At 45.2% G+C, this 20,487-nt stretch carries 15 protein-coding genes and 1 pseudogene; 10 read left to right on the top strand and 6 right to left on the bottom strand.

Annotated features, from left to right (window positions below; all coding sequences use genetic code 11):
* Both QUA45_RS22345 and QUA45_RS22350 read left to right on the top strand, forming a co-directional pair.
* Positions 1 to 1,179: ATP-binding protein (locus QUA45_RS22345; protein WP_333222150.1), on the top strand; the 1,179-nt coding region annotated here is incomplete at its 5' end.
* A gap of 220 nt (positions 1,180 to 1,399) precedes the next feature.
* The gene (locus QUA45_RS22350; RefSeq protein WP_333098435.1) at positions 1,400 to 1,816 is read left to right on the top strand and encodes a hypothetical protein; all 417 of its coding nucleotides are present in this window, start codon (positions 1,400 to 1,402) and stop codon (positions 1,814 to 1,816) included.
* A 50-nt stretch (positions 1,817 to 1,866) separates the two neighbouring features.
* On the opposite strand, the gene QUA45_RS22355 is transcribed toward QUA45_RS22350, so the two are convergent.
* Together QUA45_RS22355 and QUA45_RS22360 are read right to left on the bottom strand one after the other, a co-directional pair.
* A complete protein-coding gene (locus QUA45_RS22355; protein WP_333098433.1) occupies positions 1,867 to 2,292 on the bottom strand; it encodes a DCC1-like thiol-disulfide oxidoreductase family protein in 426 nt (141 codons plus the stop codon).
* Between the two features lie 21 nt (positions 2,293 to 2,313).
* Positions 2,314 to 5,385, bottom strand: a complete 3,072-nt coding sequence (locus QUA45_RS22360; protein WP_333222151.1) for a PAS domain S-box protein — start codon at positions 5,383 to 5,385, stop codon at positions 2,314 to 2,316.
* 504 nt (positions 5,386 to 5,889) lie between these two features.
* Between QUA45_RS22360 and QUA45_RS22365 the strand changes: the two genes are divergently transcribed.
* From QUA45_RS22365 to QUA45_RS22395, 7 genes are all read left to right on the top strand, one after another.
* Entirely contained in the window at positions 5,890 to 7,083 is a 1,194-nt protein-coding gene (locus tag QUA45_RS22365; protein WP_333098428.1) for an NAD(P)/FAD-dependent oxidoreductase, read from the top strand.
* 178 nt (positions 7,084 to 7,261) lie between these two features.
* Positions 7,262 to 9,178 (top strand): S9 family peptidase, encoded by a 1,917-nt coding sequence (locus QUA45_RS22370; RefSeq protein WP_333098426.1) that lies wholly within the window; start codon positions 7,262 to 7,264, stop codon positions 9,176 to 9,178.
* Between the two features lie 98 nt (positions 9,179 to 9,276).
* Complete coding sequence (locus QUA45_RS22375) at positions 9,277 to 9,993, top strand: HAD family hydrolase (protein WP_333098424.1); 717 nt, start codon at positions 9,277 to 9,279, stop codon at positions 9,991 to 9,993.
* A 279-nt stretch (positions 9,994 to 10,272) separates the two neighbouring features.
* Positions 10,273 to 10,896: a DUF3859 domain-containing protein gene (locus tag QUA45_RS22380; protein WP_333098422.1), complete on the top strand. Its 624-nt coding sequence runs from the start codon at positions 10,273 to 10,275 to the stop codon at positions 10,894 to 10,896.
* A gap of 146 nt (positions 10,897 to 11,042) precedes the next feature.
* A complete protein-coding gene (locus tag QUA45_RS22385; RefSeq protein ID WP_333222152.1) occupies positions 11,043 to 12,809 on the top strand; it encodes an asparagine synthetase B family protein in 1,767 nt (588 codons plus the stop codon).
* 111 nt (positions 12,810 to 12,920) lie between these two features.
* Positions 12,921 to 14,141: a decarboxylase gene (locus tag QUA45_RS22390; protein WP_333222153.1), complete on the top strand. Its 1,221-nt coding sequence runs from the start codon at positions 12,921 to 12,923 to the stop codon at positions 14,139 to 14,141.
* 174 nt (positions 14,142 to 14,315) lie between these two features.
* Positions 14,316 to 15,629 (top strand): hypothetical protein, encoded by a 1,314-nt coding sequence (locus QUA45_RS22395; RefSeq protein WP_333222154.1) that lies wholly within the window; start codon positions 14,316 to 14,318, stop codon positions 15,627 to 15,629.
* Between the two features lie 318 nt (positions 15,630 to 15,947).
* On the opposite strand, the gene argJ is transcribed toward QUA45_RS22395, so the two are convergent.
* The 3 genes from argJ to QUA45_RS22410 all read right to left on the bottom strand — a co-directional run bounded on the left by argJ (position 15,948) and on the right by QUA45_RS22410 (position 17,911).
* Positions 15,948 to 17,189: a bifunctional ornithine acetyltransferase/N-acetylglutamate synthase gene (gene argJ / locus QUA45_RS22400; protein WP_333222155.1), complete on the bottom strand. Its 1,242-nt coding sequence runs from the start codon at positions 17,187 to 17,189 to the stop codon at positions 15,948 to 15,950.
* A gap of 325 nt (positions 17,190 to 17,514) precedes the next feature.
* A complete protein-coding gene (locus tag QUA45_RS22405) occupies positions 17,515 to 17,655 on the bottom strand; it encodes a hypothetical protein (protein ID WP_015176121.1) in 141 nt (46 codons plus the stop codon).
* Positions 17,656 to 17,716: 61 nt separating this feature from the next.
* Positions 17,717 to 17,911 (bottom strand): hypothetical protein, encoded by a 195-nt coding sequence (locus tag QUA45_RS22410; protein WP_006631905.1) that lies wholly within the window; start codon positions 17,909 to 17,911, stop codon positions 17,717 to 17,719.
* A gap of 485 nt (positions 17,912 to 18,396) precedes the next feature.
* Here QUA45_RS22410 and QUA45_RS22415 point away from each other — a divergent pair.
* Positions 18,397 to 19,463, top strand: a pseudogene (locus QUA45_RS22415) (ISKra4 family transposase).
* Positions 19,464 to 19,699: 236 nt separating this feature from the next.
* On the opposite strand, the gene QUA45_RS22420 reads toward QUA45_RS22415, so the two are convergent.
* Complete coding sequence (locus QUA45_RS22420) at positions 19,700 to 20,440, bottom strand: right-handed parallel beta-helix repeat-containing protein (protein ID WP_333222156.1); 741 nt, start codon at positions 20,438 to 20,440, stop codon at positions 19,700 to 19,702.
* Positions 20,441 to 20,487 lie beyond the last annotated feature (47 nt).

The raw sequence follows: 20,487 nt of genomic DNA on the forward strand, positions 1-20,487 counted from the left end.
AATTGTCAAGATGTACCACTGTCTGTGATTAATTACGTACACCGCAGTCAAAAGCATCTGGTTTTAGACAATGCCACTGTCGCTGAACCTTTTAAGGTAGATCCCTACATTCAGAAATATCAACCAAAATCAATTCTCTGTTTGCCGATTATTTATCAATCTCAGCGGCGCGGAATAATTTATTTAGAAAATGCTTTGACATTAGGAGCTTTTACAGCAGAGAGAGTAGAAGTATTCAAAGTGTTAATTTCTCAAGTTGCTATTGCTGTAGAAAATGCTGGTTTGTACGCGCGTGAGAAAGAAAAATCTCAACAGTTAGAAAAATCTTTCAATGAATTGCAACAGGCGCAACTGCAACTTATTCAAAGCGAAAAAATGTCTGCTCTCGGCAACTTGATTGCAGGGGTTGCTCACGAAATTAATAATCCGCTTGGTTTTATTGCGGGCAATCTTGATGCTGCTGCTGAGGGTAGCTTAGATTTGATTGATTACTTGCAACTTTACCAAGAAAAATTTCCTAATCCTGGAGATGAATTAGAGGATAAAGCATCGGAGATTGATTTAGAATATTTGATGGAAGATTTGCCGAAAATGCTTTTATCTATGAAATCAGGTACAGAGCGCATCCGCAATATTAGCAAGTCTTTGCGGACTTTTTCCCGCGCTGACAGTGCGAATAAAGTGTCAGCAAATATTCATGAGGGCATCGACAGCACTTTGATGATTTTACAGTATCGCCTGAAAGCTAAAGATACTCGCCCTACGATTAAGATTATCAAAGAATACGGAGATATCCCGCCAGTTAAATGTTATTTTGGGCAACTGAATCAGGTATTTATGAATTTGCTGGCAAATGCGATCGACTGTTTTGAGGAATCCAATCAGGGCCGCACTTACGCTGAAATTGCAGCTTTACCGAATACGATCGCCATTATCACTCAAGTCTCCGAGGATAGTAACAGCGTGGTGATTAAAATCAAAGATAACGGTCAAGGGATGTCACCGGAGGTCAAGTCGAAAATATTTGACCATTTATTTACTACCAAAGGAGTAGGGAAAGGTACGGGTTTGGGGTTGTCTATCAGCAGGCAAATTGTGGAAGAAACCCACGGCGGTAAATTAACTTGCGAATCGGTGCTGGGAGAAGGTACGGAATTTGCGATCGCCCTGCCGCTTTGATAAAATTTATTCACCACACTTACGCAATCAGTCATTGCCAATTGTTTAATCTCACATCTCAAATCTCAAATGGTATGACTTGTGCTTACCACACAATTGGAAATTTGTCAATTCCTAAATATCTATCAAATAGTCCACAGTTCACTGTTTAAAGCAGGCAGTATGCAGTTACATTGTTAGCTAAATCATGTAATAACTGTATTTGATAGGAGTTTTTCAAGTGAACGCTGCCGAACAAGCCAAAAATATAGAAGTTGCCAGCAAAATTGCTGCGGTTGTTAATTTATTCAAGTCCGAATTCCCGGATGCAAAAGTCGATTTGAAACCTTGGATGAATGACCACGATACCAGAGAACTTGTAGATCCAGATTCGATCGACATTGGCTTCCATTTTCCCGGTAGAAGCCGCTTATTGCAAAGCCGCAGCATTTTGATTCAAATCCGATTTTACCAAGATCCGGTGGAAGGATATCGGCGGGCGATCGGAGTTGAGGCCGCGGGTTACGATCATAGCGGTCAGCAGTGGCACTTTTCTACCGTGGAAAATTGGAATTTTCTCGGCCAAACCGAACCTGCGGTGGAGTCGGCGCAAAAACTCAAAGACTTTTGCCAGCAGATATTCGATTTGTTTAATTAATCTTTTTGAGGACTTCAGTTTTCCCTGCGAACCTGTTTGTAGTAAGGACTTTAGTCCTTGCTATTATCGCAATTGTCGATCGATCTACAGCCAACCGGATAAACAGATTTGTAAGTAGTCGATCGCTTGCCAAACAAAGTATAGCGGTTATCGCGGACTTGTTCGTACACGCGATCGCCCATCCACTTCATCCCCGGCATTGCCCGATAAGCAGCCACAAACACCTCGCCAGCAGGCAATATCCGTCCGATTTCCTCCGCCGCATCGCTGCCCTGCCAGCGACGTTCTGGATTCTCTGCATCTATCAAAATCATCCCCATTTCGCAGTCACCAGAAGTTATTCCAAAGCGCTCTAATTCCTCTAGATCTTGCATGGAAATATACTCAAAATTCTGGCCTTTATCTAAATTTTCTAGTAACTGCACCAAGGTAACGCAGAGATTGCAATTGCCGTCGTAAATTACGTTATATTTCATTAGTTGACTGTTGACTACTGACTACTGACTATTCCCCACAGGAATCTCGATCGCAAATTCCGTGCCTTGACCCGGTGCGGAATCGCATCTAAGCTGCCCGCCGTGCTTTTCCACCACTATTTGATAGCTGATAGACAGCCCCAAACCAGTACCTTTACCAGGTTCTTTCGTAGTAAAAAACGGATCGAACAGCCTTTTGTGAACATCTATCGGAATCCCCGGCCCGTTGTCAGCAATCCGAATCACAATATGAGAGGGATGGCGCATTGAATCATCAGAAACAGCAGAATCTGCCTGCATCAAAGCATCCTGTTCATATTTTACATCCGTACAAATCCGCAGCGTCGGCGAAGGACAATAAGGAATAGGCGCCAGTTGTCCCTCTGCCCAGTGTCCAGTCTCCATTGCCTCTTCCAAAGCATCAATTGCATTGCCAATAATATTCATAAAAACCTGATTCAACTGTCCTGCATAACACTGTACGCGGGGCAAACTGCCGAACTCTTTAAGGAGCACAATTTTAGGACGCCCTGCCGTTTCTTTCAACCTGTGCTGCAAAATCAACAAAGTGCTTTCAATCCCTTCGTGAATATCCACCTGCTTTTGTTCGGCTTCATCTAATCGCGAAAAATTCTTTAATGACAGCACAATTTGGCGAATTCGCTCGGCTCCCATTTTCATCGAATTTAACAAGTTAGGCAAATCTTTGAGCAGAAAATTTAAATCTACATCATCTATCTCTTGTTTAATTGCCGGTGTTGGGTTCGGGTATTCCTGCTGGTAAAGTTGCAGCATTTTTAGCAAGTCTTTAAAGTAATCGTCAGCGTGCATGACGTTGCCGTAAATAAAGCTAACTGGATTGTTGATTTCGTGAGCAACGCCAGCGACTAATTGCCCCAAACTTACCATTTTTTCATTTTGAACCATCATGCTTTGAGTTTTATGCACGTCCCGTAGGGCTTTTGCCAATTCTAGATTTTTAGCCCTCAATTGACTTTCGGAAAGCTGCACCGCTTCTTCGGCGTGTTTGCGCTTGGTAATATCTTTGCGAATTGCTACATATTGATGAGGTTCTCCGCTGGTATTTAAGCAAGGTACAATCGTAGTATCCAACCAGAATAATGTACCGTCTTTAGCTTGATTTTTCATTTCTCCCCGCCAAACCTTTCCCTGGCGGATGGTTGACCAAAGCTGCTTAAAAAACTCGGCTGGGTGATAACCAGAATTGACAAGTCTGTGGGTTTTGCCGATCAGTTCTTCTCGGGAATATTTAAATTGTTCGCAAAATTGATCGTTGACATAGGTAATGACTCCGAATTCGTCGGTATTCGAGACTATCGCCGATTGATCTAGGGCAAATTTTTCAAATTCTAATTCTTGGAGAGTTTGGCGCAATTCTGCTTCGGCTTGTTTGCGATCGCTAATATCGGTAATCATCCGCAACACCCCCGAAAATTCGCCATCCGCATCGAACATCGGCGTCGCCGACACGATCGCCCACAAGTGAGATCCGTCTTTGCGAGTAAACTTAAAATCGTGTCGTTCGCGAATGCCTTGCCGCCTGCGCTGCACGTAACTTTCTGCTATTTTCCTAGACTCGCAGTCTATAAACTCAAATAGCGATCGCCCCTGCATTTCCTCTACAGTATACCCCAGCATTTCGGCCATCCGAGAGTTAGCAAAAGTCGTGATGCTTTCGCGGTCAAACATCCAAACACCCTCCGAAGCCGTCTCGACAATGCAGCGATAATAATTCTCCCTCTGCCTGAGTGTTTCCTCTGCTTGCTTGCGATCCGTAATATCAGTTTGCACCGCAATAAAACCTTCGAGTTCACCAGTTTCTTCATAAATTGGGGCAATCGAAAGTGCCACCCAATAACCCTTTCCATCCTTTTTGTAATTGTAGATTTCCTGATTAAACGGCACGCCTGCAGCCAAAGCCGATCGCAGTTGAGCAATAGTTAGCGGGTCTGTTTGAGAGCCTTGCAGTACATCACCCGGTTTTTTTCCCTGCATTTCTGCCAGCACATAACCGCTAATCCGAGTAAATCCTTCATTTACCCATTCAATGCAGCCTTGAGCATCAGTAATAATCACACCATTTTGCGTTTTTTGAGCCACAATAGCCAACCGGGACAATTCGGTTTCATTTTTTTTTCTTTCCGTAATATCTTCAGCAATACCCAGAATGTACTTAGGCGCGCCCAAATCGTCAAACAAAGGAACTTTTTTCGTGTGCAAAATCCGCTTTCCTCGGTGGGGAAGTTGGATAGTTTCTTCTGGCAAATCGATACCTTTTCTCGTTGCTAGCACTTCTAAATCTTGTGCTTGCAAGTAATTTGCTTCCTCTGAGGTTAACAAGTCAGCAGCATTGTTTAAGAGCACTTCATCCCTCGAATAGCCAAACAATTCTTCGCTAGCAGTATTCCAATAAATAAATTTTTGCTCTACAGCATCTTTAATAAAGACGCTAATCGGCAGATTTTGGAGTACCGCATTCAGAAAATCTTGAGTGTTTCGCAGGTTCTCCTCAGCTCGCTTTCGTTCAGTAATATCCAAAATCACTCCGTCGAGATAGACAACCCCAGACAGAGAATTTGCGATCGGCGAAACCGACGGAACCACAGCCGACAAAAAGCCCTCCATTTCCCCTTGTTCCTCTTGTTTTCCTCTAGCCTCTTCCGCCTCGCAGCAAACAGCTTTGCCTTTTTCATAAACCCAGCTAATTTCGCCGTCAGCGCGGACAATCCGGTATTCAAGGATGTACGAAGTTCTGGTTGCTACACTTTTTTTGACAGCAGAATCCACATTTTTGCGGTCTTGAGGATGGATAATGCTGGCAAAAGAACGGACGCGATCGTTGATAAAATCAGAAGAGGGATAGCCTGATATTTCATGAACAGCCTCGCTCAAAAACGCCATTGTCCGTGTTAATTCCCCGTCGTCCGTCAACTCGCAGGTACAGCGGTAGACAGCACCGGGAATATTAGCTACTAAATTTTTATATCGTTCTTCGCTTTTTAACAAAGATGAGCCGTCTTCGTTATTACGATCGCCGTTCTTAAATTTAGAAGAATTGGAAGAAATTTGCATGGTTTTTTTTCACTTGTGAGTGCGGGGGCAAGTGGTAGAGTAGATGACCCTATAAAAAGTGAATTTAATGTGCGAAATAATTCGTTATAAACTAATATAGTACAAAATTAGTTCTGCGAACCTTCAGAAAATTTGAGGGCGGGTAATAGGTAAAGCTAATCAAGGCTAGAGATATAGAAAACAGTTCGGAAACGCATTGTTTAACGGATTTAATGGATTTAACTCACGGCCAGAGCACCATACTCAAGAACAGGCTTTCCGGCCTGTTCCACAACAAGTGCATTTTCTTATGGGTGGGCAGAAGAGTCCGCTCATAAAAAGCTTATTGAGAATGGTGCTCTAGGTGTGAGTTTAACGGATTCAACAGATGGATGTTGAGGTTCTAGGGAAAGAGGGAAGATTTTGCCATTTTCCCAGTCTCCCAGTCTCCCACTCCCCCCTTCCCCGCTCTCGTTAGAATAAGATAAGTTTCCTTGCTACCGTGAGCCCCTCAAACAAAACACCATGACTCAACAACAACCCCGGATTTGCATTCTCGGCGGAGGCTTCGGCGGACTCTACACAGCCCTGCGCTTGAGTCAGTTACCCTTCTCCAAAACCGAAAAACCCGAAATTGTCCTAGTTGACCGCCGCGATCGATTTTTGTTCGTTCCCCTGCTGTACGAACTCCTGACCGGCGAACTCCAAACCTGGGAAATTGCCCCACCGTTTGCCGAACTCTTGGAAAACACAGGCGTGCGCTTTTGTCAAGGTACTGTCTCCGGCATCGATGTGGAGGAAAAGCGAGTGCAGTTGCACGACGGGCCAGAAATTCCGTGCGATCGCCTGGTTTTAGCTTTAGGTGGCGAAACCCCTCTAGATATGGTCAAGGGTGCGGTTGAATACGCTTACTCGTTCCGCACTCTCGACGACGCCTACCGCTTAGAAGAAAGACTGCGGTTTTTAGAAGCCAGCAACACCGACAAAATTCGGGTGGCGATCGTCGGCGCCGGTTATTCAGGAGTAGAATTAGCTTGTAAATTAGCCGATCGACTCGGAGACAAAGGTCGCGTGCGGTTAGTTGAGCAAAGCGACATGATTCTGCGGACATCACCGGAGTTTAACCGCGAAGCCGCCAGCCAAGCTTTAGAAAAACGGAAAGTGTGGATCGACTTAGAAACAGAAGTAGAGGCGATCGAAGCGGACACAATATCCTTACTTTACAAAGGACAATTAGATGTTCTGCCCGTAGACATAGTGCTGTGGACAGTAGGAACTCAAGTTAGTCAAGCTGTGCGATCGCTACCCCTCAAACAAAACCGCCGCGGTCAATTAATAGTCAATTCGCAAATGCAAATTATTGACCATCCAGATATATTTGCCTTGGGAGACTTAGCGGAATGTCACGATGCAACTAATCAAAAAGTCCCCGGAACAGCCCAAACAGCCTTCCAGCAAGCTGACTACACCGCCTGGAACATTTGGGCCTCCCTCACCGATCGCCCATTACTTCCTTTCCGCTATCAGCCGCTAGGAGAAATGATGACATTAGGCATTGACAACGCCACCCTCGCCGGTTTAGGAATTAAACTCGACGGACAACTAGCCCACATTGCTCGCCGCTTAGCTTATCTCTATCGGATGCCAACCTTCGATCATCAACTAAAAGTTGGTTTTAATTGGATTAGCAAGCCGATTCAGGATTTGCTTAAAAGTTAGTTGATTGTAGACTGTTAACTGTTTACAGTTGACGGTTTATTATTGATTGTAGGACTTATGAGGGCGGTTCCGAAACCGGGTTTTTCACGAAAATACTTCACTACTACGCGCATATTTGGTAAAAACCTGGTTTTTTCTGTCGGAGTGTAGATTCAGAGAATATTAGGCACGAGAAAAAATGCAAAATTCCACATTTCAACAGCCAAAAACTGAAATTCCACCGTTGATAGAGCGGGAGATTCTGTTCGGAAATCCTGAAAGAACCAGCCCCAAAATTTCACCCGACGGCAAGTATATCGCCTACATTGCACCCGACGAAAACAACGTTTTGCAAGTGCAATTGCGTACCGTCGGTCAAGCAGACGATCGCCAACTGACAGCAGATAAAAAACGAGGCATCCGCATCTTTTACTGGACTTACAGCGGCGAAGAGCTCATTTATCAGCAAGATATTGATGGTGATGAAAAATGGCATTTATTCTCAGTCAATATCCAGTCAAACCTGGTTCGCGACTTGACACCATTTCAAGGTGTTCGAGCTCATCCGATCGCCCTTGACCGCAACTTCCCTAATGAAATTTTAGTGGAAATGAACATCAGCGATCGGCGCAAACACGATGTTTACCGCATCAACCTGGAAAACGGTGCCGTTGAATTCGACACCGACAACCCAGGTAACATCGTCGGTTGGACTGTTGACGCCCAATTCCAAGTGCGGGCGGCCACAGCCACCACTGCCGACGGCGGATCAGAATTAGTGTTTCGGGAAACTGCGGACAAGTCTTGGGAAAGCCTGCGAAGCTGGGGGCCCGACGATGAAGGCGGTGCCGTCATGTTCTCAGAAAACGGCAAAATTCTTTACATCATCGGCAATCACGATGCTAACGCCAAACGTTTGATCGCATTAGACTTAGAAACCAAACAAGAAACCGATCTCGCCTCTGATTCAGAATACGATGTCGGCGATATTTTGATACACCCCACCAAGCGAGAGATTCAGGCGGTTTCGTTCTACAAGGACAAGCAAGAGTGGCAAATTTTAGATCAAAGCATAGCAGAGGATTTTGAGGCGATCGGCAAATTCCGTCCCGGCGAATTCGACCTCACCAGCCGCAACCTCGCCGACACTACTTGGCTAATCGCTTACAGGACAGACGACGGCCCAGTTTACTACTATGTGTACGATCGCGCCTCCAAAACCTTCACCTTTCTGTTCAGCAATCAACCCAAACTCGAAGGGCTACCACTATCATCAATGGAACCCATTTCTTACACCGCAAGAGATGGTTTAACCATTCACGGCTACCTGACTAAACCTGTTGGCGTCGCCACACCCGTACCGACAGTCTTGCTAGTTCACGGTGGCCCCTGGGCACGCGATACCTGGGGATACAATCCACAAGCCCAATGGCTGGCAAACCGAGGTTACGCCGTTTTGCAAATCAATTTTCGCGGTTCCACCGGCTACGGCAAAGCCTTTCTCAATGCCGGCAATCGCGAATGGGCAGCTAAAATGCACGACGACTTGCTAGATGGGGTTAATTTGCTTGTAGAAACAGGAATTTCCCAGCCAGATAAAATTGCGATTATGGGCGGTTCCTACGGTGGTTATGCTGCATTAGTCGGAGTGACTTTTACTCCCGATGTTTTTGCCTGCGCCGTCGATATTGTCGGGCCAAGCAATTTGATTACACTGCTGCAAACTATTCCGCCTTACTGGGAACCGAGAAAAGCAAGTCTGTATCACCGCGTGGGCAATTTGGAAACAGAACCAGAGTTTTTGAAATCGATCTCGCCTTTATCTTTTGTCGATCGCATCCAGAAACCTTTACTAATCGCCCAAGGTGCCAACGACCCGCGAGTCAAAGTAGCAGAAAGCGAGCAAATTGTCAATGCCATGAAACAAGCCGGCAAACCTGTAGAATACGTGCTTTATACAGACGAAGGACACGGATTTGCGAGACCAGAAAATCGCCTGCACTTTTATGCGATCGCCGAAGAATTCCTCGCCAAATATTTAGGCGGTCGATTTGAACCTGCGGACAATATTGCTAATCATTGTGGTGTGGTGAATCCGCAAACAACTCACAACTGAAAAAGTTTGTAGTGAGAACTGAAGTCCTCAAATGTAAAATCCTAGGCAATCAGCACTAAAGTCCTTACTACAAACCCATAACAAATAACAAATAACAAATGACCAAAGTAATTTTTTTAGACGCTGCAGGTACACTATTTGATGTTCGGGGCAGCGTCGGCGAAGTCTACGGAAAATTTGCCCAAAGGTTTGGAGTAACAGTTAAGAATGAAGAGTTAAATGCTGCATTTTTCCAAAGTTTTGCCGAATCAAATCAGATGGCATTTCCCGGAAGAGAATTAGCCAAAATTCCCCAGCTAGAATTTGAATGGTGGCAAGCAGTTTGCGCGAACGCTTTTCAAATAGCAGGCGTTTTCAATCAATTCTCAGACTTTCCAAAGTTCTTTGCGGAACTCTACGCTCATTTTGCCACCGCCGAACCTTGGTTCGTCTATCCCGACGTATTGCCAGCATTAAAGAGGTGGCAGCAACAAGGAATTGAATTAGCAGTAGTCTCGAATTTCGATTCGCGACTTTATCCAGTATTAAAAGCACTCAATTTAGCCGAATATTTCACATCAGTGACAATTTCTACCGAAGTTGGTGCAGCCAAACCAGAGTCTCAAATTTTTACCGCAGCTTTGCAGAAACACAACTGCATTGCTGAAAACGTTTTGCATATCGGCGATAGTTTTAAGGCTGATTATTGCGGTGCTAAAGCTGCGGGTTTAAATGCAGTTTGGTTGAATCGCCACCAGGAAAAAATAGATTCAGGAAAGTTGAATTTAACTGATTCCCAAAAAGTAGAAGAGTTTCCGAGTCTGGATTTTATATAAGTCAGTCCTGGACGCACTCCGACAAAGAAACCGGGTTTTTTCCCTAATCTGCGGGTGGCAAGGCGTCTTTTCGTAAAAAAACCCGGTTTCGCATGAGTCCCGATGCGTCCAGGACTGTAAATATGAATTTTATGAGGTTAAGGTTATGATTTTTATGAATTGACTTAGAGAGCTGTTTATTGAATAATATGAGTAATTTAACCATAGAGAGCGCAGAGGGCGCTGAGGAAGAGAAGAAAGGGGTGATTTATATATATAATTTTAACTGGAAATAACTCTATGGAACCTCGACTCACTCCAACTCAATTAGCACAGGTAGTCGCTGAAATCGACAAGTTATCGCAGCAGCGCGAGTTAGAATTGGCCCCTGATCAGGTAAGAGAAATTTTACGGGAGTTGAATCTGCCTGATGAGCTTTTAGAAGATGCGATCGCGCAAATGCGCCGCCGCGAAGTCCTAGAAAAACAGCAGCGACGCAACCGCTGGATCGCGATCGCCTCGACAGCCGTTGTCATCTCTGCGATCGGTATAGGCGTGCTGTTCGGGCAAAATCAGCAACAAAAAACTGCTCGAGTTGTGGGAGGAGAAGACAGGATTGCGCTCTCTCAAAAGGGCGGTGACAGTCTCACTCAAGTCAACCGTCAAATCAACCCCCGCATCTACTACCAGGTGACGTTGAAAAATGCTCCGATCGGCAATCAGTTGTCTCTGCAATGCGATTGGATTACTCCCAGCGGTGACATTGTTCATCAGGGCAGGTATCAAACTCGCACGATCTATACTGCGGTTTGGAATACGCACTGCTTTTACGATCTCGGATCTGCTGCAGCCCCAGGCAAATGGGAAGTTCGGATGTCCCTGGATGGGCGCGTCATCAGCAGTGAACCTTTCACGGTGAAATAAATAGACTTATCCAAAAAAGCCTGTTTTGAACAGGCAAGATGCCTGTTCCACAACGATTATGGGAGATATCTACATAGACTTATCCAAAAACAGCCTGTTTTGAACAGGCAAGATGCCTGTTCCACAATAATTATTGGAGACATCTAATGGGTGCGATCGAAAAACCTTCACATTTCATAGGCTACTGGGGAGAGGACGATCGCACAAAAACGCTCAGCCATTTAGTGCCTGACTACTTCATCCGACAGGGCAAATTATCAGAATGGGCGATCGCCTCTGCATCAGCCCTCGCGGGCGATCGAGTGACGCTGAATGCTTGCGGGCGCGATCGGGCGACGGATTTTCCGGGAGATGCTTGGGCGGCGGTAGAAGCCCACCAGCTAAGGCTGGGGCGCGATCCGTTTGGGCGAGTGCCGCTTTATTGGATGCAGTTGGGAGAAACGATTTGGTTTTCGACGCGCCTGCAATTGCTGCTACCGCTGATGGCTTCCCCTCAAATTAGCCCGATCGCCCTACACAGTTATGCTTGCTTTTCCTACGTGCCCACGCCGTTAACGCCGATCGACCAAATTGCATCCGTAGCAGCCGGAAGCGAGATGATGTGGGAAATCGCCGATGTTAACGATCTGCCGAAAGTACGCGCGGCGAAGCTATCCTCTAGGGAATCGCTGCAATCGGCTTGGCAAGAAGCGCCCCAACTACTGCGCTGTGAGGATGAGGCGATCGCACAATTGCAAGTGCTGTTGCAACAGGCGATCGATCGACAAGTGGCCGATTTGCCGATCGACGAACCCGTAGGCGTTTTACTCTCCGGTGGCATCGATTCTTCCCTGGTGACGGCGCTGCTAGTGAAAGCAGGCTTGCAGGTGCGCGCCTATGCCCTAGATTTTGGTGTCGAAGCCTATTCCGAACTGCCCTACGCCCAACAGGTGGCTGACTTTTTTCAGATTCCGCTGATCCGAGTGGCGGCGACGGGCGATGCAGTGTTGCGGGCGATCGGGCCAACCGCCAAAGCCCTCGATTTACCCTATGGAGACGGCACGACGGCTGCGCTGTTTTTGCTCAAACATGCGGCGGCGCAAGACGTGCGAGTTGTATTCAATGGCGAGAATGGCGATCAGCTATTTGCCGGATGGACAAACAAGCCTTTGATTGCCCACGGAGTTTACAGTGCAGAACATCCCGGCGGAAAAGAAACCTTTGAACAGCAGTATTTGCGGACGTTTCAGCGATTTTACGGTTATGAAAAACAGATTTTTTCGCCAGAAATTCTCGATCGCATTCAGTCTCACGATTTGAGCGTTTACCTGCAAGACGCGATCGATCCCAAAACCTGTCCTTCCCTGCTAGCGAGGCTGCGGCGCGCTTCGCTGATGCTCAAAGGTGCCCAAAATATTCAGCCGAGGGCAACGGCATTGGCGTTTGCTTGCGGTTTGTGGGTGCGATCGCCCTTCTGCGACCCCGACCTCACAGCATGGACGTTTCAACTCCCTGGCGAGCTTCTACTGCAAGGTGCGTGCGAAAAATACATCCTCAAAAAAGCGTCCGAACGCTGGCTGCCGCCGGAAATTATCTGGCGGGAAAAGCGCGGGATGGGTGTGCCGTTGAAGGTTTGGTATTACCGAGAGTTTTGGGCTGCGATCGGCGATCGGCTGAATCCAAATCTGTTGCGATCGCAAAATTGCTGGCAGCCCCATTTGGCCGACTCGATGTTATCGGGACAACTCGGAGTTGCCATGCGCGATCGCTATATTGGCAATAATCTCTGGCTGCTGCTGATGTGGCAGGCATGGCGAACCGAGGTTTTAGGCGAAATTCCAGTTAAGCGATCGCTTGATCATGTATTTTGGTTGCCACCGCCGATCGGGCAACGCATTTGGAAATATCGAAAGAGGTTGACTGTTGACTGTTGACTGTTGATTTTACAATCTTCCCTGTTCCGAACATCCGTTACATCCGTTAAATAATCCGTTGCCGAACATTCGTTACATCCGTTACAAAATCCGTTGCCGAACTTCTTCTATATGACTGAATCTTTCCTACAGAATGAAACCAAAACACATTCGCCGCCGTTCTCCGAAGCAATGGCCCAGCGACTTTTGTCAACTTATGGTTCGCCCTTATATGTGTATCAGGCCGATATCCTCCGTCAGACTCTTGAGCATATTACGCGATCGATCGACTATCCGCACGTTCAGTTTCATTTTGCTAGCGTCACCAACGGCAATATTGCTCTGTTGCAATTGATTCAGCAAGCTGGTTGGGGGCTACACGCGAATACACCGGGGGATGTTTTTTTGGGGCTGAAAGCGGGTTTTACGAGCGATCGCATCGTCTACAGCGGCAGTAACCTCAACAGGGCGGATATTCAGCAATTAATTGAGTGGAAGATCGATCGATTTAACTTCGATAGTCTGTCGCAACTCCAAGATTTTTGCGAATATTCCGGGAGTCAACCGCGATCGATCCGTGCCGAAATTGGACTGCGCCTCAACTCACCGGAATTGACGGGAGACAGTCGGATTGGAGTGCGTCCCGCCGAATTCGAGAAAGCCAACGAAATCGCGCAGCAGCAGGGGTTGAGGATTACCGGATTGCATTTTTATCGGGGGACTGGAACTAACGCCACGAGTGCTTTTACGCAGGCGATCGATCGCCTAATTGCGATCGCCCAACTGTTGCCCGATTGGCGAACCCTCGATTTTGGCGGTGGTTTTGGCTATCCCTATCGAGGCGGTGCAGTGTTTGACTGGCGGGAGTTTGGTGCGGCGATTACTGAACGATTGAGTGCGCTATCTCGCCCGATCGAGTTGGTGATTGAACCGGGACGATCGGCGATCGCAGGTTGTGGCGTTTTGCTTGCGAAAGTTGTGTCGGTGAAGTGGTTGGGCGATAGGCAAATTGTCGGCGTGGATACGACTGTATCAAATCTATCGGTGCCTGCGGTGCACGGGGGCTATCGGGCGATCGCAACTTGGGAAACCGACGATGTATCGCGACATGAAACGGATATTTGCGGCAACACGACTTATTCGCGGGATTATTTGGGGCGCAACTGTTGGCTACCGAAACTCAAAATTGGAGATGCGATCCTGATTTTAGATAGCGGGGCTTACGGCTATGCGATGTCGTCACATTTTCTGCACCGCCCCCGCCCTGCTGAGGTGTTGATTGATGCTAAGGGCGATCGATTAATTCGACAGCGAGAAGACTATTCTATCTTGTTAAACGGGCAAATATTTTAATAGGGCATTGGGCATTGGGCATAGTTTCTTCCTTCTTCCTTCTTCCTTCTTCCTTCTACTTATTATCTCTCTTCTCTTCCTCTGCGCCCTCTGCGCCCTCTGCGGTTAAATCATTCCAAAACAACCGTCAACAATATAAATCCATTAAATCAATCAGGAGTAACCGAAATGGGAATGAAATGCGTCCAGTGTAATACCGACAACATTTTGAGCGATCGTACCAGGAACTCAGGTCGCTGTAAACAGTGCAACCATCCGTTTGTCTTTGAACCCACTACCGTCACTGATAAAAAGTTGGCATTCACCGATCCCTTTTTCAAAAAGGCGATCCAAAATATTTCCAGCCAAAATATGTTGTTTTTTACGCACAAACAGTTTTGGTATTTTATTGACCAAAAGCTTAAATCTCGCGCGCCAGAAACCAGTTGGTTTTTTCTCTACTTCTTTTATGGCCTATTTATGGGCATCTTCGGCATTAACTGGGCTTCTGCTATTTTTCCGTCACAATTCGCAGTTATTATTCCCTTCGCTCTCTACAATTTGATTTGGATAGGGCTATTTTTATACTACAGCAAATCTCCTGCTCAAGGTATTCGCGGCAGAAGAAATAATGCTAAAAATCTCCAGATTTTAGGGGGGATTATTTTAGTGCTGGGCATTTCAGGAAGCCTAATATTTGATTATTCTTCAGGATACATCGTAGCGATTACACTAGGGCTATTTTCCTACGGGCTCGGTATTTCACAAAAAACTCGCCCACAGATAACGGGTGAAATATTTCTGGTTAATCAAGCGCAAAGCGATAAATGGCTGCGAGACTGGCAAACAGTAAACGGCACATTAGAAAAACTGCTCCCTGCACCTCGCCAAGAAGCTTTGCCCGCAACCATAGATCCCGAAGTCAGCGCCTACAGCTTCGATCGCGCAATTGTCTGTGACAGTGACGAAATAGCTCAATTCCTCATTGCTAACAATGTCCATTTTGAAAATAACTGCGCCATTCTTAGTATTAGTGGCTATCCCCAAAGCATCTTCAGTACCGTAATAGAAATGCTGCGCCGTAATGCCGATTTAAAAGTCTATGCACTGCACAATGCGAGCCCTGCTGGCGTTGGTTTAGTGCATCAATTACGAACTAATCCAAACTGGTTTGCGAATCAACAGGTGACAATTTTTGATTTGGGAATTTCTCCCCGTCAAATCTTAGCAACCCGCGATATGTTTGTGCAGCAATCTCAAACTATGACACAAACCGCCCGTCAATTACCCGACGCTGTAAGGCAAAGTTTAACAGCAGAAGAACTAGTATGGCTGGATGCAGGCAATTTTGTGGAATTGGAATCGTTTACGCCGCAGCGGTTGTTGCGCGTAGTGAATTACGGACTTGCTCAAAGTGGCGATCAGCAGACCAATAACGGCTTAATATTAGTGGATGATAATGTTGGATATGGCGGCGGCTATGTGTTTGTCTCCGATAGTTTTGGTTAGGGCGCGTTTTCAAACTTTATATTAGACTTATTAATAATAAGCTTAAAAAGTCTTGAAACTTAGTCTGAATAAGATTTTTAGCGAGCTTTAGCTAAAATTATAAAAAGCTTATCCTGTAAGGGCTGTAGCGATTTTACAATGAAGAGCAAAAAAGCTGAGATTAACTCGGTGAGTAAAGGTTTCAGACTTTTTCACTTCCCCCCAGGGGGGGAAGTTTAGTTTAAATTGTGTAAAATTTGCCTTTAACCCGCTCTCGTCTGGTTTGGTTTGTGTAGGCGCGGTTTCTAACCGCCCGGACTTCTCACCGCCGGGACTTATTTAAGTCGTATACTCCGCATTAATCTTCACGTAGTCGTAACTCAAATCGCATCCCCAAGCTTTCGCAAAACCGCTGCCATTCCCCACACTAACCTGAATTACAACCGTATCAGCCTTCAAATATTCTCCCTCCGCAGTCGCTTTCATATAATTACTCGCAGCAGCGCGATCGAACTCTTTAGGTTGTCCGTTTTCCATCATCAAAAAGTCCCCTAATTGAATCCGCAAATTCTCTTGATCGAAAGGTACACCAGCGCGCCCAGCCGCCGCCGCAATTCTGCCCCAATTCGGATCGCGTCCGAAAATAGCAGCTTTCACCAAAGAAGAACCGACAATTGTTTTGGCAATTTTACTCGCAGAAACTTCATCCAGCGCGCCGCTAACTTGCACTTCCACCAAACAAGTTGCACCTTCGCCGTCACGGGCGATCGCCTTTGCTAAATGCACGCAAACTTCTGTCAGCATCGCCTCTAATTTTTCAGCATCTGCCCCCATTTCCGTAATTGCCGGTGTGCGGGATTGACCGTTTGCCAAAGCAATTAGCGAATCGTTGGTACTGGTATCGCCGTCAACAGTAATTTGATTGAAACTTCTGTTAGCCGCCCGACTCAGCATTTCTTGCCATAAATGCGACGACACTGCTGCATCGCAAGTTACAAATGCCAGCATTGTTGCCATATTCGGGTGAATCATTCCCGAACCTTTGCAGATGCCGCCGATGCGGACGGGTCGATCGCCAAACATGGTTTCCAGGGCGATCGTTTTCGGCACTAAATCAGTCGTACAAATAGCCTTAGCCGCCGCATCGGAACCAGTTTCCGATGCCTCAGCAACTAATCGGGGAATTGCCGCCCTCAGCGGCTCCATTTTTATCCGCTGTCCGATGACGCCAGTGGAGGCCAAAAGAATAGATTCTGGAGGAATATTCAGCGCTTCTCCCAACAATTTGGCACTTTCGAGGGCATCTGCCAAACCTTGTTCGCCAGTAGCAGCATTAGCTTGTCCCGCATTGCACAAAATTGCTTTGGCGCTGGGTTTAGCTTGCAAACGCTGGCGGCAGTAGTCCACGCAAGCGGCCCGGACAGTCGATGTGGTGAAAACTCCGGCGGCGATCGCGTCTACCTCTGACAAAATTAAACTTAAATCCGGCAAGCCTGAAGGCTTCAAACCCGCTGTAATTCCCGATGCTCGATACCCTCTGGGTGCTGTAACTCCGCCGTCAATTTCTTTCCAGTCCGACATGATGACCTCCCTAGTAGCCTTCAATCTGCTGAAAGGGGATTATATCAAGTTTCTCGGCACAAACGTCTTTTATTGTTTGTGATGTAGACTTTTAAGGCTATCCAACTCTCGCTTAGCTCACCCTTTGCTCAAACGGCTCTCTATACAAGCAGTACGATCGAGATATTACCAATTCCCAATTTCTAATTCCCATAAAACTAATCGCGGCTTCCAATCTAGAGTTAGAACTCAAGAAGAAGTCGCGACGGTTTTGTAATTGACATTATTAATTTTTAGCTGGCAAACAACACACTCGATTCAACTATCTCGCCGTTGAAAAAACGAGTTATTTGCGATCGATACTCGCTGGAGAACCAGCATCTAAACCCACTTCAGCAGCCACACGGCTCAGCATGGATTCCTGACGGTTTTTGACTACGTGTTGATGGCGCATCATCAGGTTGCGGGCTTGTTCTTGAGTTGACATAACTGATTTCTCCAAATTATAGGTAATAACTTCGTAGACAATTGTCGAAATTGAGCTTGCCCTAGCTCATAGTGGCGTTGCTGCGATCGTAACTGGCTTGAAAGCTGGGCTGCGGTTTGCCTTGAATGTGACCCCAGTAGTGCGTATCTTCCATCCCGACTTCGGTGGCGGTGCGGTTGAGCATGGATTGCTGGCGGTTTTTCACCAGTTGGTGGTGGCGCATCATCAGAGAGCGAGCTTGATTTTCGGTAGACATATGCGGTTCCTCCGTATTCTTTAGATTAATTTTGGGCTGGTGTTTTCTTCTCTTCTATCACTATAACAGACAATTCTGTATCTAAAGCTACCAAATCAAAATTGTCACAAAACTTTACAATTGCGCTATGGGGCGAGAGTCTCGATCGAGGTTGCGGGGAGTGCGATCGAGCTTGGGCTAGTAGATTCAGGCCCAACCTCAAGCAGCCGTTGGCAAAATTTGACAATATTCATCTTCTAAGAGCCACACTTTAGCGGCTACGTAATTGCCAAGGGCCAAAATAACTTTATAGTTTGGTTCAGAGTGATAGATGCAGAATTTTGCCTCTCAAGAAAGTCGAATTTGCCTTAGTTAACAGTAAATTTAATAAGTAGCTAAGTAGGTAGGCGCTGTCAAACACGGGTGCATCTCACTTTTGCAAATATATGAAAAAGGGCTAAAATGAAAAAGCTAGTAAAAATGTGAAAAAAGATGAGGTAAAAAAAATGACACCCGAAGACCAACAACGCCTAAAAGCACACTTAAAAGGGGTAGCATCCATTCTTTACAGAAATACAGATTCAACCGAACTTTCAAATTTTGAAACTATCGAAAATTCTCTACGTCAAAAAATGTTAAAAGAAGTTGGGCCCGAACTAGGTAGGTTTTTTTTTCAAAAGTATCAGGAATTAAAACCGGAAGACAGCGAACCGTAAAATCATTAGTCGGATTGCTGAATATTACAGACAATCAGGCGAAATATTTCGGGCTAAAACCTTATAGTCAACTCAGTCCAATGATGGAAAAGTGCGCTCTGATAATCAGCGCCAACGAGTCTTATCAAAAAGGAGAAAAAGATTTAGAAACATTCACAGGAATCCCAGTTTCTCATAGTACCTTACAGAGATTAGTTCATAGCCAAGAATTTGAATTGCCTACATCTAAACAAGGAGTCCAACAAATTACCTTAGATGGAGGTAAAGTCAGGCTACGCAACGAAAACAAGGGTGAGCCATGTTATTGGAAAGATTATAAAGCCGTGTGTTTAGATAATGTTTATTGCGGAGCATTCTTTCAAAATAATCAAGATTTAATTGATTGGAGTAATAGCCAAAAATTGCTACATCCTATATATTGTATAGGGGATGGTCATCCCGGAATTTGGAACTTGTTTCAAGAAATTGGAGTGACTGAACAAAGACAATAAATCTTAGATTGGTATCATCTGAAAGAAAATTTGTACAAAGCCGGGGGTTCATTGAAACGATTAAAACAAGCCGAAACTCTGTTATGGTTCGGTCAAGTTAATGAAGTTATCAATTTATTTAAAGAGTTGAAAAGAAAAGGATTTAAAACCTTTTGCAATTATTTAGAGTTCCATCGCAACCGAATAGTTAACTACCGATACTATAAAGAAGAATCTTTAAGTTCTATCGGTTCTGGAACAGTGGAATCAACGATTAAACGGATTGGACTAAGGGTGAAATTATCGGGAGCGCAGTGGAATATCGAGAGTGTTTCCTCTATCCTTTCTCTTCGCTGTGCTTATCTCAATGGTCAACTTTCTACTTGATGTATCTGCAAAAGTGAGATGCACCCGTCAAACACAATTATGTTAAGGATTGTAAAGTATCCCTATCCCTAAGCGTGGCTAAGGTAGCCCTGTTTATATATTGTTACATAGGTCGGTTTAATCCCGCTTACCTACTTAAATCATTATTATTGAGTTGTGTAATTAATGTTGTTTAGGTACTTAATACAACTATTAACAATTAATTATTACAGACACAACTTATTTTAATGAAGGGTTTATTGGGGTAAATCAGGAAATTCAGGTGGGAACTTACCCTGCCACCAAAAATGGGGTTTTTCTCCATTGGGAAAAGCTCCCACTCTCATCTGAGATGTTTGAGAATTAGCAGTTAATGGGGTTGGGTTCCTGACCGGAGATTGTAAGTAAAAATTTCCTTCTTCAGGATTAACAAATAGAGGTTCTTCTCTGACAGCAGCAGTTCCATTCGTTCCATAGATATTCGCATAGTTATCAGGAAGCCATCCAGCATAAATCGGACGGGTGGTGTTATTTTCTCCAAAAATTAAGTTCTGGCTAATCTCAATATCTTTTTTAAACAAAATATTTTTGATGTCAGAGTTAGCCGCCAAATAGCGATCGCTATAACCGATTTGAAATCCCCTATTTTTGTTAAAAATATTATTTTTGATTTCAACATTTTGAAGATTATCAGAAAATAAATATAACCCTCCAGTAATCCAAAAAAAGCTTTCTCCTGGGTTCGGTTTACCATAACCATTATGATGAACCGTATTATTATAAATTTTAATATTATGCCGTAACCCATCATTTCCCCATCGGGCAAAGAGAATTCCGGTTCCCCAGTTATCATAAATTAAGTTATGGTGAAATCGAATATTTTTTGCTTCTGCTCCTCCTTCTACTGCTAAAGCAAATCCTGCCCCTTTACAATCATGAACAACATTATTAAAGACCTCAACATCTTCTATAGCAATCGCAAATGGTTTGTAAACCATCAATTATGTATAATGAGGTAGGTGAATCTAAGTAGGAGTCGAAATGT

The organism is Microcoleus sp. Pol12A5, from assembly GCF_036701435.1.
Lineage (GTDB): Bacteria > Cyanobacteriota > Cyanobacteriia > Cyanobacteriales > Microcoleaceae > Microcoleus.